The organism is Paenibacillus sp. GCM10023252, assembly GCF_042653305.1.
Taxonomy (GTDB): Bacteria; Bacillota; Bacilli; order Paenibacillales; family Paenibacillaceae; genus Pristimantibacillus.
Genome location: NZ_JBHSHW010000021.1, coordinates 380,854 through 393,061, shown reverse-complemented (window position 1 = coordinate 393,061; position 12,208 = coordinate 380,854). Strand labels below are relative to the sequence as shown.

10 protein-coding genes are annotated in these 12,208 nt (G+C 56.5%); all 10 read right to left on the bottom strand.

All coding sequences use genetic code 11. The features are described from left to right. Nucleotides 1-37: 37 nt before the first annotated feature. The 10 genes from hfq to ACFO9Q_RS12790 all read right to left on the bottom strand — a co-directional run bounded on the left by hfq (nucleotide 38) and on the right by ACFO9Q_RS12790 (nucleotide 12,181). Nucleotides 38-280 (bottom strand): RNA chaperone Hfq, encoded by a 243-nt coding sequence (hfq, locus tag ACFO9Q_RS12835; protein WP_379182519.1) that lies wholly within the window; start codon nucleotides 278-280, stop codon nucleotides 38-40. Continuing rightward, the gene (miaA, locus tag ACFO9Q_RS12830) at nucleotides 277-1,290 is read right to left on the bottom strand and encodes a tRNA (adenosine(37)-N6)-dimethylallyltransferase MiaA (protein ID WP_379182516.1); all 1,014 of its coding nucleotides are present in this window, start codon (nucleotides 1,288-1,290) and stop codon (nucleotides 277-279) included. Before miaA ends, hfq begins: the two co-directional genes overlap by 4 nt. Then, the gene (locus tag ACFO9Q_RS12825; protein ID WP_379182514.1) at nucleotides 1,277-2,062 is read right to left on the bottom strand and encodes a class I SAM-dependent methyltransferase; all 786 of its coding nucleotides are present in this window, start codon (nucleotides 2,060-2,062) and stop codon (nucleotides 1,277-1,279) included. Before ACFO9Q_RS12825 ends, miaA begins: the two co-directional genes overlap by 14 nt. After that, nucleotides 2,059-4,137, bottom strand: coding sequence for a DNA mismatch repair endonuclease MutL (gene mutL / locus ACFO9Q_RS12820; RefSeq protein ID WP_379182512.1), 2,079 nt, complete (start codon nucleotides 4,135-4,137; stop codon nucleotides 2,059-2,061). Before mutL ends, ACFO9Q_RS12825 begins: the two co-directional genes overlap by 4 nt. 49 nt (nucleotides 4,138-4,186) lie before the next feature. Continuing rightward, on the bottom strand, nucleotides 4,187-6,865 hold the full coding sequence (gene mutS / locus ACFO9Q_RS12815; protein WP_379182510.1) for a DNA mismatch repair protein MutS: 2,679 nt from the start codon (nucleotides 6,863-6,865) through the stop codon (nucleotides 4,187-4,189). Between the two features lie 148 nt (nucleotides 6,866-7,013). After that, a complete protein-coding gene (locus tag ACFO9Q_RS12810) occupies nucleotides 7,014-8,582 on the bottom strand; it encodes a putative amidoligase domain-containing protein (protein WP_379182508.1) in 1,569 nt (522 codons plus the stop codon). Nucleotides 8,583-8,832: 250 nt separating this feature from the next. Then, the gene (locus ACFO9Q_RS12805) at nucleotides 8,833-9,396 is read right to left on the bottom strand and encodes an outer spore coat protein CotE (protein WP_379182506.1); all 564 of its coding nucleotides are present in this window, start codon (nucleotides 9,394-9,396) and stop codon (nucleotides 8,833-8,835) included. Nucleotides 9,397-9,450: 54 nt separating this feature from the next. Next, nucleotides 9,451-10,476, bottom strand: coding sequence for an aromatic acid exporter family protein (locus ACFO9Q_RS12800; RefSeq protein ID WP_379182504.1), 1,026 nt, complete (start codon nucleotides 10,474-10,476; stop codon nucleotides 9,451-9,453). Nucleotides 10,477-10,526: 50 nt separating this feature from the next. After that, nucleotides 10,527-11,393: an ABC transporter permease gene (locus ACFO9Q_RS12795; protein ID WP_379182502.1), complete on the bottom strand. Its 867-nt coding sequence runs from the start codon at nucleotides 11,391-11,393 to the stop codon at nucleotides 10,527-10,529. Further along, entirely contained in the window at nucleotides 11,390-12,181 is a 792-nt protein-coding gene (locus ACFO9Q_RS12790; protein WP_379182761.1) for an ABC transporter ATP-binding protein, read from the bottom strand. Before ACFO9Q_RS12790 ends, ACFO9Q_RS12795 begins: the two co-directional genes overlap by 4 nt. Between the last annotated feature and the right edge of the window lie 27 nt (nucleotides 12,182-12,208).

Sequence of the window (12,208 nt, the reverse complement as noted above, 5' to 3'; positions counted from 1 at the left end):
CTAGTTAAACGAGATGTGAGCGAATAAAGTTTCATTTCTAAGATTCGGCGCTATTGTCCTGCTGCATAAGCGAGACATTCCGCTGCGGGGTGAACGTGGAGATCGCATGCTTGTATACCATCTGTTGCCGGCCCTCGCTGTCAATGACGATCGTAAAGTTATCGAACGCCCGTATGACACCGCGAATCTGGAAGCCATTCGTCAAATAAACGGTGACCGGAATACTGTCTTTGCGCAATTGGTTCAAGAAAGTATCTTGAATATTAATGGATTTGTTCATTGGACGTTACCCCCGTCTTCAATAGAGTGATTAGATTGATATTCAAGATGGACCCCAAACTTTCCTGCCATTATATCATAGATGGGTTCCGAATGGTTGTGAAAATTTTCCGTTGCATGGATCCAATGGATATCCTTCATATGTCGGAACCAGGACAGCTGCCGCTTGGCAAAACGCCTCGTATCGCGCTTCAGCAGCTCTACAGCCGCCTCCAGCGTGTAGTCTCCTCTTAGATAACCAGCAATCTCCTTGTAGCCTAATCCCTGCATAGCGACTGCAGACATTGGAACGTCACGCTCTATGAGCTGCTCTACCTCTTCTACCAGCCCTTGCTCCATCATGAGGTCAACACGCTGATTAATGCGGTCATACAACACGGCTCTATCCATCGTCAGACCGATGATACACAGCTCATAAGGCGATTCCTTCTTCTGCCCTGCAAGCTGGGAGGAATGGGTCTGTCCGGTCAGGTGGAAGATCTCCAGAGCGCGAATAATGCGGCGAGAGTCATTCGGATGAAGTCTAGCCGCGGAGTCCGGGTCAATCAAGGCAAGTCTCGCATGCAGCGCCTCGGCGCCATGCTGCTCAGCATACAGCTGCTGCTCCGCGCGGAACGCTTCATCCGACCCGCTCTCAGCGAACTCATAACCATAGCAGACCGATTCCACATAGAGGCCGGTTCCTCCGACGATGAAGGGAAGCTTACCGCGCGCGCTGATCTCTGCTATCAAGCGGGTACATCCCGCTTGGAAGTCAGCAGCGGAATATGGCTCCTCCGGCTCGCATATATCAATCAGATGATGAGGGATCCCCTCCCTCTCCTCAAGTGGAAGCTTTGCCGTACCTATATCCATCCCGCGATACACCTGCATCGAATCTCCGGATATAATCTCAGCCCCGCATGCCTTCGCAATGTCGAGACTTGTTCTTGTTTTCCCTACCGCTGTTGGTCCGATCAGGACGAGCAGCGGCTGCTTCCTGCTCTTGGTACTATCATTAAGCGTGGTCAAGCTTGATCACTCCATAGGCTATTTTCGACGTGTTCACATGCCTTCGCTCGAAGCCAAGACGCTGGAACTCGCCGCTGTCTCGATGTTCCTTCAATAGAATACTCTTGCGTGCGACCCGCATGGCTTGCTCTACCGAGGAAGGATCAAGCGGTCTGTGATTGGCCATCGCTCTCAGCGGCTCGATCGAGCTGGACTGTTGGATGGGCTCGCGGAACATCGGATCGAAGTAGACGATATCCACACTCTTGTCAGGCAAGCTCCTCAAGTAGGACTCGTGATGCTCACAGCGCATCGTGATGCGCCGCATCGCCTCATTCACATCCTCAAGATCCGTCTGGTACTGCTGCAGACCCTCCCTGACGAGGGTGAACACCACCTGCTCGCTCTCAATGGCCGTCACCTGCCCGCTTGGTCCTGCCGCATAGGAGAACACAAGCGCATCTGAGCCCAGCCCCGCGGTGCAATCAATGACCGAATCTCCTGGTGAACAACCAGACAGCTCAATCATCGGATCAGCGTCACCCCTGCGCAGCCGCTTCACCCTGACATAGGCCATGCTCGGGTGAAAAAACATCGGGCTCTCCGCATTCTCTTCATAATATCTCAGCTCCTGCTCCGTAACGACGAACATCTGCTTCGTCTGCGCACGGCCGAGCAGCTGCTTCAGCGATAGATTACGGCGATTCATATAACGGGCCGGAAGCTCCTCAGCTAGCCTGGTCGCCTGATTCACGGCATGGAGGGAAGGCTTGTTCGAGGTTGTAATAATCAAGACATCACCCTCTTGAACATCTTCTCCAGCTGATAGGTCGTCAGATGAACAACGATCGGCCGGCCGTGCGGGCAGGTGTAAGGCTGCTGGCACTGGGCAAGCCTGTTCAGAAGCACTTCGCCTTCCTCTCTGGACATACGGTCATTGGCCTTAATGGATGCCTTGCAGGAGCACATGATAGCAGCCTTCTCGCGAAGCTTCCCGATATCGATCGCCTTGCGCTCCGTCAGTATCCAATCCGCCATCTCCTCGATGACGGCTTGCTCTTCGCCTGCGGGAAGCCACTCCGGATGCGACCGTACGAGGAAGGTCTGCGCCCCGAATGGCTCCAGCTCAAGGCCTGCGTCTTCCAGCAGATGGAGCTTGTCACGAAGCAGCGAGGCTTCGCCAGAAGTGAACTCCAGCGTCAGCGGCACGAGCAGCGGCTGGCTGGCCGATTCCGGATTGCCGAACTTGCGCAAGTAATATTCATAGTTAATTCGCTCATGAGCCGCATGCTGATCAATGAGATACAGCCCTTCTTCGCTCTGAGCAATGATATAGGTGCCATGCATCTGCCCAATCCAGGACAGCTCCGGGAACGATGCATGCGCTGATTCCGGTGCTTCAAGAGGAGCGGATTCTCTCGGCTGTTCGCTCTCTGGCAGAAGCGTCTCCGACAACAGGTTCTCTGACAGCATCTTCTCTGGCAGCAGGTTCTCCGACAGCTTCTCTAGCCGCAGCTTCTCAGCAGCAGGAGCTGCCTCTTCCCATGGTGCTCTGAGCTCACGCACTGCACTCTCTGAAGAGGGCTTAGGCGGAGAGTACAACCGTTCCGTCGCATCCGGAGGAATGTTATCCCTCTGCTGCGGCAGCGGAGGAGCGTAAGGCGAGCTTGTACGGCGATCTCCCCCTGCCCCCTTCCAAGCTGTATTCATCTTGTAGTCAGAGTTATCAGCAGGGTTGCTTCGTGTCTGCTCGTGTCTTGCTGAATCCTTCGTCGCACCTAGCGGACTGAACTCCGCCTCTGGCCGGTGGAAGGAGATTCGCTCTTGGACGAACACAGCCGTGTCTCTTGTCTTACCGGCATCAGGTCCCGGAATATGCCGCTGTCTGCCGAGCACCTTGCGAACCGCATCCTCCACGAATTCCCGGAGCTCCGTCTCCTTGCTGAAGCGGACCTCCATCTTGGAGGGATGCACGTTCACGTCAAGCAGGCTCGGGTGCATGCCGAATTCCAGCACGATGAGCGGGAATCGGTTAATCGGCAGCAGCGTATGATACGCTTGAAGGACGGCTTGGTTAATCGCATGGCTGCGAATATATCGGCCGTTCACAACGACGGTAATGCCATTCCGATTCGCTCTCGTCAGCTCTGGCTTGGAGATGTATCCTCGCAAGTCATAGTCTGCATCCTCAGACTCAATCGGCAGCATCGCCTTAGCTGTATTGGAGCCGTACACCGCCGCGATCACCTGCAGCCGATCACCTGTGCCCAGCGTTCGCAGCAGCGTGCTTCCGTTGTGCTTCAGCGTGAAGGCGATGCCCGGGTGCGCAAGTGCAATCCGGTTCACATAGTCTGAGATATGGCCAAGCTCCGTCTGAATCGACTTCATATACTTCAGTCGGGCTGGCGTATTATAGAACAAGTCGCGTACTGAGATATCTGTACCCTGCATCGCATTATAGGGCTCATCTGCCGACTTGCTCCCTCCCTCAATCAGGATGCGGTGGCCAAGCCCTCCGGTCTCTGTAGAGGAGATACATTCAACACGCGCGACAGCGGCTATACTCGGCAGCGCTTCGCCGCGGAATCCCAGGCTCGCTATTCGGAACAAGTCCTGGTTCGAGGAGATCTTGCTCGTCGCATGGCGATGGAATGCTGTCTCGATTTCCTCGGCGTCAATGCCTGAGCCATTATCGACGACCCGAATGGAAGTGAGTCCGCCCTCTTCGATGGCGATATCAATCGTCGTGCTGCCTGCATCAACCGCGTTCTCGACCAGCTCCTTAATGACAGAGGAAGGTCGCTCCACGACTTCTCCAGCCGCAATCTGGTTCGCTAATTGCTCATCGAGCACTCGAATTCGGCCCATCCTTCATCCACCCCCTTCGTTATCGTAGTAAAAAAACAACGTAATTCATCTATTCGTTCAGCAGCTGCTTCTTCTCATTCAACCACTGCATAGCCTGCATAGGCGTCATATTCATGACATCAAGCTTCCTAAGCTGCTCTGCGAGCTGCTCCGCCTTAGGGCTAGCCTTGCGCTTCAACGGCTCAGGCTGAAGAGCGGGCTCGTCGAAGATCGACAGCTGCACGATGTCAGATGACGTTGTGGCAGGCTGCCACTCCAGCTGCGGCTCCTGCTCACGCACGGCTGCCGCAGCCGTCTCCTTGAAGGCAAGCTGTGGTTCGGATGGTGTGCTGGACTTGGCTGGCTCAGTATCAATCTCTTCAAGCAGCTCATACGCGCGGGTAATAATCGTATCCGGCAAGCCGGCCAGACGAGCACAGTATACGCCGTAACTGGTACTGGCTGCCCCGGGAATGAGCTTACGCAGGAAGGTCACGTTGTCACCAGCCTCCTGAACAGCCATACAACCGTTAGCAAGCGAAGGAAGCGAGTCCTCCAGATGCGCGAGCTCGTGGAAGTGCGTGGAGACGAGCGCTTTGCAGCCGATATGATGATGAACATACTCAATGACCGATTGCGCAATGGCCATTCCTTCCCCTGTGGAAGTGCCCCGTCCCAGCTCATCAATGATAACGAGACTATTCCTCGTGGCCTTGTCCGTCATCGTCTGAATGTCCTTCATCTCGACCATGAAGGTGGACTGCCCGCCTATGAGATCATCCGCCGCCCCAATTCGGGTGAAAATCCGATCAATAAGCGGTACCGTCGCCGACCTCGCCGGAACGAAGCAGCCGATCTGCGCCATGATGCAGATGAGGGCGACTTGGCGCATGTAGGTGCTTTTGCCAGCCATATTCGGTCCTGTGATGAGAAGCATCGACGCCTCGCTCTGTGTCAGCTTGGTCGCATTGGAGATGAACGGGGTACCCTCCATCATGGCCTCCACGACAGGATGCCTTCCCTCTTCGACCTGCAGGTCATAGTACTCCGTCATCTGCGGACGGACGAATCGCCGTTCTGCGCTCACGACAGCGAGAGATTGATACACATCCAGCTCCGCAATAACTTCCGCCAGCTTCTGCAGCCGGTGAAGGTGAAGGGCAATGTGATCACGCAGCTCTATGAACTTCTGGTATTCGAGATCGACCATCTTCTCCTCTGCTTCGAGGATGAGGCGCTCCTTCTCCTTCAGCTCAGGCGTGACATATCTCTCTGCATTCGCCAGCGTCTGCTTGCGCTCATAACGGCCCTCCGGCAGCATCGCGATGTTCGCCTTGGATACTTCCAGATAATAACCGAACACCTTGTTGTATCCGATCTTCAGAGTCCGAATGCCTGTCGCTTCACGCTCTTGGCGCTCCAGGTCAGCCAGCCACTTCTTGCCGTTCGTGCTGGCTTCCTTGAGCTGATCCAGGTAGGCATCATAGCCAAGCTTGATCAGGCCGCCTTCGCGTATGGACACCGGGGGCTCGTCCACGATAACCGTATCGATGAGCTGCGCTAAGTCGCTGCAGTCGTCGAGATTATCAACCAGCTGGCCAAGTGTCGTTGATTGGGATTGCTTGCATAGGGTGACGAGCTGTGGAACGTGGTGCAGGGAGCTTCGCAGCGCGTTAAGATCACGTCCGTTCGCACTTCCGAAGGCCACCCGTCCGACGAGCCGCTCCAGATCGTAGATCTGGTTCAGTTCGGACTTCAGGTCTTCTCTCAAGATCAGGTTGCGGTACAGGTAATCCAGCGCTTCCTGGCGCGCTTCAATGGCAGACTTGCTGAGCAGCGGCTTGTCGATCCATCGGCGCAGCAGCCTGGCTCCCATCGACGTCTGGGTGCGGTCGAGCAGCCAGAGGAGTGAGCCTTTTTTGGAACGGTCGCGTACGGTCTCGGTCAGCTCTAGATTGCGCCTTGTATAATGATCAAGAATCATGAATTGATTCGGTTCATAGGCACGAATGGTCGTCACATGTCCGAGCGAGCGCTTCTGGGTAGCATCGAGGTACCCGGTGAGAACGCTGACTGCTCGCAGTCTCGGTTCGGATAACGGGCTGAGCTGCTCCGCACCGTATTGCTCGTGCAGCTTGTCCGGGTCCATCGGATCACGAGGAGTAAGCAGGATTGGCCTCGACCAGCTCGCAGCGGCCTGAAGCTGCTCCAGCAGCTCGGCATCTCCGACAATCTCCGGCGGATTGTAGATATTCATCTCGTCCAGCAGCGTGTCGAGACTTCCTGGCAGTGAAGTGACATACAGCTCTCCCGTGGACAGATCGCATGCCGACAAGCCATACATGCTGCCGGAAGCAGCCACGCCTACGATGAAGTTGTTCACCTTGTCTGTCAGCGACTTCGTCTCCATGACGGTGCCGGGGGTGACGACACGGACAATCTCTCGCCGAACGACACCCTTAGCCGCCGAAGGATCTTCAACTTGCTCGCAGATGGCAACTTTGTAGCCTTTATCAATAAGCCGGGCTATGTAATTCTCAGCGGAGTGGTATGGGATGCCGCACATCGGTATGCGCTGCTCCCCGCCTCCCTCTCGCCCGGTTAACGTAATCTCAAGCTCTCGAGAGGCCAGCACGGCATCGTCGAAAAACATCTCATAGAAGTCTCCCAGACGGAAGAATAGGAACGCATCCTGCGCATCCGCCTTAATGGATAGATATTGTTGAATCATTGGGGTATAGATAGCCATTACCTCCTGCAATCAATCAGTACTACTTATTATAGCAAGCCAAGACGGCTGTCGCCATCCTATGGCAGCAATCGCAGAAGGGGGGCGGCGGGGAATAGGGGAATTGCAGCTCGACGGGGATTATTAACTCCATTAATTAATAATCTCATTAAATAATTGAACTGCCCCCTATACGCCACTTCGGGCGGAAGTCGGTCCGTTCATTCCACGTCACACCGCGTGCAGCAGCTTCAAGCAGCGGCTCTATGTACGCCGCATAGTCTGGGTAAGAAGCGGTAGCAGCTAGCGAAGCAGCGATAGCGGGTAATGTCTCGGCGAGAGCATCGCGATCGCCGGTGTAATAAGCGGTTACATACCGCTCCTCCAGAGCAGGGATGTAGGATAGGTTCCACGCCTCGCGTGCGCATAGCATAGCGAGTGCGAAGGCGGCCTTGGCCGCTGCCGGGGAGACAAGCCAGCTCGGCAGCGTCCGGTATTCGAACCCGCCATGCCCTTGCAGGCGGAAGTCCCCGAGCGCTCCGTATCGGGGACGACGGCCGCGGCCGGCGGGGTCCTCAACCATGGCCAGCGGGAACGCCGCATAGCTGTCCAGCAGGCGAAGCAGCCTGCTGGACAGCGGCACCCCGCTGAGGTGGATGTGCCCGCCGAGCGGCAGCCCCGGCACGGGCATCGCTCCAGCGGCCCAGCGCAGCCCGGGCTCGCTGATGCGGGCGGCGGCGATCGCCAGCAGCCGCCGCACATTCGCGGCTAGCGCGGCGGGGTTCGCCGCCGGCTCGGGCCGCAGCTCGGCGACGGGGCGGAGCACCCGCCCGCCGACGACAAGGGCATCGGTGCCTGCCCCATCCCAGGCACCTCCATGCAAGTACCTCGCGGCCGAGGCAATCCGCCCGTCCGCTCGCACCAGCACGAACTCCGGGTCCGCGCCAATGAGCAATTGGCCCGAACCCGCTCCCGCCCCACCCCTCGCCGCCGTGTACCAGGCGGCGAACCTGCCCAGCGCCGGACGAAGCTCCGGCGCATCAGAGAGCGGCCAAGCCCCGCGCACCGCGGTCTGGCCCTCGTCACCAAGTACGACCTCGACCTCCGCGAGGTCGAGCTGAAGCGCGTAGGCCGCGCGTAGCGCCGTGCGAACGACACGTCGAAGCAAGGGATCCTTATCCCACTCTGGACGGGTGCCCTGAGTGGACGACTTACCGAATCCCTCCCTTCTATACTCAGCTTCTGCCCCGTTCTGCACCTGCAGCAGAGACCTGCCTAGAGGCTGTCCCCTATCATTAATCCGCTGAAGCATAATGACCTCTAGATGGAAGAGCTGAACAAGATATAGACGCCCAATGGATGAATCCACCACCGTAAGTCCAGCCTCCCTGAGCCGCATACGAACTTCCGGATCCTCCACTCCCCCCACTCCGCTCTTCATGCCTCCCCAGCCTGCAGACTCCGCCTGCATTGCAGTACCCGCTCTGCGTCTCAGAGCCGCCCCTCCGCCATCACGCCTCATCCTGTACGAGTCAGCTTCATTGTTCAGTACCCATACAGAGGGCGGGAGGAGCCCACAGCCCGGCCAGCCGCTCCCCAGCACCAACACCGCATCTTCAGCCCCAACCAGAGCTAGGCTGGCTTCGCCGTCAAGCTCCTCACATCCAGCAGGCCGTTGAATGTGCTGCGCATGCCTATCCCGCAAGCCTATGCCCCGCCATATCCATACGATCGCCAACTCCAGCCCCCCTGAGGATCACGATGGATTCACCAGCCAATGGTCCAAAAATAAAAGAAAAAAAGAGGGCTTGCGCCCTCGAATCCGCCGCAGAAGCGGCATAACATACCTACATACAGCAACTTCACTGCTAGGTGCGTCAGCTGCTTGCCTGAATAGCAATCAGCCGACGCAGCTTGCCTTCCTGCACAGGCGTGCCGGACCCGCCGCCCTAACGGCTGATCCGACTCTCCTGCCTAAGCAACCGGCCCTACAGCTCGTCGTCGAGAAGATCCGGATCGAGATCCTCGTAATCCCCGTCGCCGAGACCGTATTCGATGTCCTTGCCGTCGAGATCATCACAACCGCCTGGGCATACCGCTACGCATACCTTCGTCTCAGCGATCATCTCTACTCCGAACTCACGCTCTACCCGAATGACCACGCTGGAGCCGCTGGTCGAGATGTTCGCCTCGATGCAGTTAGGCTCTTGAATGGAATCCGCAGACACTTCCTCGGTGGAAGCTCTGTGCTTCGGGTCTACATACGAGAGTGGTACATTCTCGACATAGGATACCGTTTCCTTCGCTACATCGGTCTGTGAATTCTTGTTGTACGAATACCAGATGTTGATGTCATAAGTACCAATAACCTCAATACCGTCGCCCGAACGGACCGCTTCATACTGATGGTTGATAATCCATGCGCCCAGTATACTGGTCGGATGGTGAGGCGGCGTCACGGTATGGGTTACTGTAGCAAACTTACGACCTTTGCCGCAGACAGCTTTTGTTATTATTTCTCTGCACTGAAGCTGTTTATCTGCAATAGTCATCGATTTAACCTCCTCCATACAATCATTCACTTAAAGTGTATGCAGGACATTCGTCTAGGGTGACTGTTTCTTTTCCCGCGCCGCAACGAATTTACTCCCTCTAGAGTCTATGTCCGATTGCTTGGCGAGATGACTTTTCTTTTTTTTAAGCCGCTTGGCCGTTCGTAAGTATCTCTCGAGCTCATGGCTGAGCGTCAGCAGAGCTGCGCGCACCTCGAACTCTTCTCTTGTCGTAGGCAGAGGCATCGCCCGATAATTCACCGTCAGCTCCTCCAGCATCGCTTCCACTGAACCTTCATACACGTCGGACTTCACATCCTTCGCCAGCTGATCGAGCAGACCTGCGAGCAGCTCACCCTGCTTCAGCTTCTCGAAGACGAACGCCAGCTCCTCCAGCATGTGCTGCACCGACTCCAGCTGCCCCCTGCGCATCTCGAAGTACGTCGTCCAATACTGCTCCTGCTGCCCCCATATCTTGTTCTCTCTGCTCATGACGGAGCGGAGTTCCCCTTCCTCAATCGCGCTGTATGCCTCAAGAATCTCCTCCCCCGCCCATACATGTTCAGGGTTCCTGAGCGTCTTCGCCATCTCGGTGAACATCGCCCCAAAGCATCTCTCGATCTGGGCTCTTATCTCGATAAGCCTCTCTTCATCCTTCGGCATATAGATCAGGTTGATGACCGTCGCCCAACCTAGGCCGCACAGCAATAGTAGAATCTCATTCCTTATCAAGTCTACCGTCACCTCTCCGCGATCGAAGATATGGAAGACGATAACTGCGCTCGTCACGATGCCGTCCTTCAGCTGGAAGCGGGCAAGCACCGGGAAGGTGACTAGGATGAAGAGCGAGACGGCCCATATATGGAAGCCGAACACGGTGAAGATCAGAGAAGCGCAAAAAAGGCCCAGAACCGAAGCGATAAACCGGACAAAAGCGCTCTTCAGCCCCTTCATCCGTGTCACTTCGACTCCGAGTATCGCTAGAATTCCTGCGCCAAGCGGGTGCGGAATGCCTAGTAAAGTTGCCGTATAGATCGCAGCCAGCGCTGCAATTGCCGTCTTAATGACGCGAATGCCCATCAATGATTACCTCGTTCGTTCAGCAGGATATACGAAAATGTACCCTCATCCTACCGCTCCCGCCACCCCGCCGTCAACTTGCGCTCCAGCAGCGCCACCAATTGATACATGACAGTCGCTACCGCTGCAATGACGAGCAGGCTCGACAGCACGAGCGTGAAGTTGAACACCTGGAAGCCGTATATGATGAGATAACCGAGTCCGAGCTTAGCGACCAGGAATTCTCCGACTATAACTCCAACCCATGCGAGTCCCACATTCACCTTAAGCGTAGAGATCATGACCGGGAAGGAGGCTGGCAGAATGACGAGCCGGAACAGCTGCGCCCTTGAAGCTCCGAACAGCTGAACGACCTTCACATACCCTGCCTCAATCTCCCGATACTGATTGTATATGTTAAGCGTCGTAATAATGACGGTAACCGACAGCGTGACCGCAACGATGGAGAGGAAGCCTGGTCCCAGAGCGACGATGAATATCGGTCCTAGAGCAACCTTCGGCATACTATTCAGCACTACGAGATAGGGGTCGAATACTCTGGACAGGAATGGGAACCACCAGAGCAGCGCGGCAAGCGCCGTGCCAAGCAAGGTCCCCAGCAGGAATCCTGCAGCCGTCTCCGCCACCGTCATGCCCAGATGAGGCCAGAGCGAGCCGTCGCCGAACGAGGAAGCGAGCTGGGTTAGCAGCTTAGAAGGGTAGCTGAACAGCAGCGGGTCTATCCATAGCAATCGGCCGGCAGCTTCCCAGAGCGTGACGAACAACAGCAGCAGCGTCAGCTGTGTAGCTCGAACAGCAGAGCTAATCTTCCTCTCTCTGCTCAGGAATTGCCGGTGCAGCTGCGACAGCCAAGCTGTGCGATCCTCCCGAATACCGGACAGCTGCAGCTTATCCTCATCTTCATCATACTGGCTCATGACTCCTCCACCTCCGCCACTCCGGCTTCCTCTTCCTCCGTATCCAGCTCCGCCCACAGCTGCTCGAACACTTCCTGGAAGGCTGGATGCTTCCTTGCCTGCATCGGCGCAAGCTCCCTGATGGCATCCGGTATCCGTACCTCGCACTGGATGCGGCCGGGATTGCGCCCAAGGATAATGACCCGGTCGCTCATCGCCGCGGCTTCAGCTAGATCGTGGGTGACGAGGACAGCTGTCTTGCCGAGCCGATTCAGCGTCTCCTCGACCAAGTCCTCCAGCAGCAGCTTAATGTGCAGATCCAGAGCGGAGAATGGCTCATCGAGCAGCAGTACCTCCGGCTCTGTCGCCAGCGTTCGGGCGAGAGCGACACGCTGCCTCATTCCGCCTGACAGCTCATGGGGATACTTGCTGCCTGCTCCAGGCAGACCAAGCTCAGTCAGCAGTTCATCCACATAAGCAAGCTTCTCAGGCGTTCGGATACCATGAATCTCAAGGCCAAGCGCCGCATTGTCCCGAATGGTCCGCCAAGGGAACAGATAATCCTGTTGCAGCATATAGCCAAGCTTCGGAGAGGGTCCTCGTACCGTCTCGCCGGCGAGCAGCACTTCTCCCTGCGTCGGTCTTAGCAGGCCGGCCAGCAAGCTGAGGATTGTTGTCTTGCCGCAGCCGCTGGGGCCTACGAGCGAGATGAATTCGCCGCGCTGGACGGTGAGGTTCAGCTTCTCCACCGCTAGGGAGGCCCCTCCGCTGTTCACGTATACATGCGAGACGTCTGCCAGCTCCAGCATATTGTCTATAGTCAAGCTGATTGCTCC

Bases quoted from the DNA above. Each gene is read 5' to 3' on its own strand.
- ACFO9Q_RS12795 (WP_379182502.1), bottom strand. From the start codon at position 11,393: ATGAGCCAGTATGATGAAGATGAGGATAAGCTGCAGCTGTCCGGTATT.
- ACFO9Q_RS12805 (WP_379182506.1), bottom strand. From the start codon at position 9,396: ATGACTATTGCAGATAAACAGCTTCAGTGCAGAGAAATAATAACAAAA.
- mutS (WP_379182510.1), bottom strand. From the start codon at position 6,865: ATGGCTATCTATACCCCAATGATTCAACAATATCTATCCATTAAGGCG.
- ACFO9Q_RS12800 (WP_379182504.1), bottom strand. From the start codon at position 10,476: ATGGGCATTCGCGTCATTAAGACGGCAATTGCAGCGCTGGCTGCGATC.
- ACFO9Q_RS12790 (WP_379182761.1), bottom strand. From the start codon at position 12,181: ATGCTGGAGCTGGCAGACGTCTCGCATGTATACGTGAACAGCGGAGGG.
- mutL (WP_379182512.1), bottom strand. From the start codon at position 4,137: ATGGGCCGAATTCGAGTGCTCGATGAGCAATTAGCGAACCAGATTGCG.
- hfq (WP_379182519.1), bottom strand. From the start codon at position 280: ATGAACAAATCCATTAATATTCAAGATACTTTCTTGAACCAATTGCGC.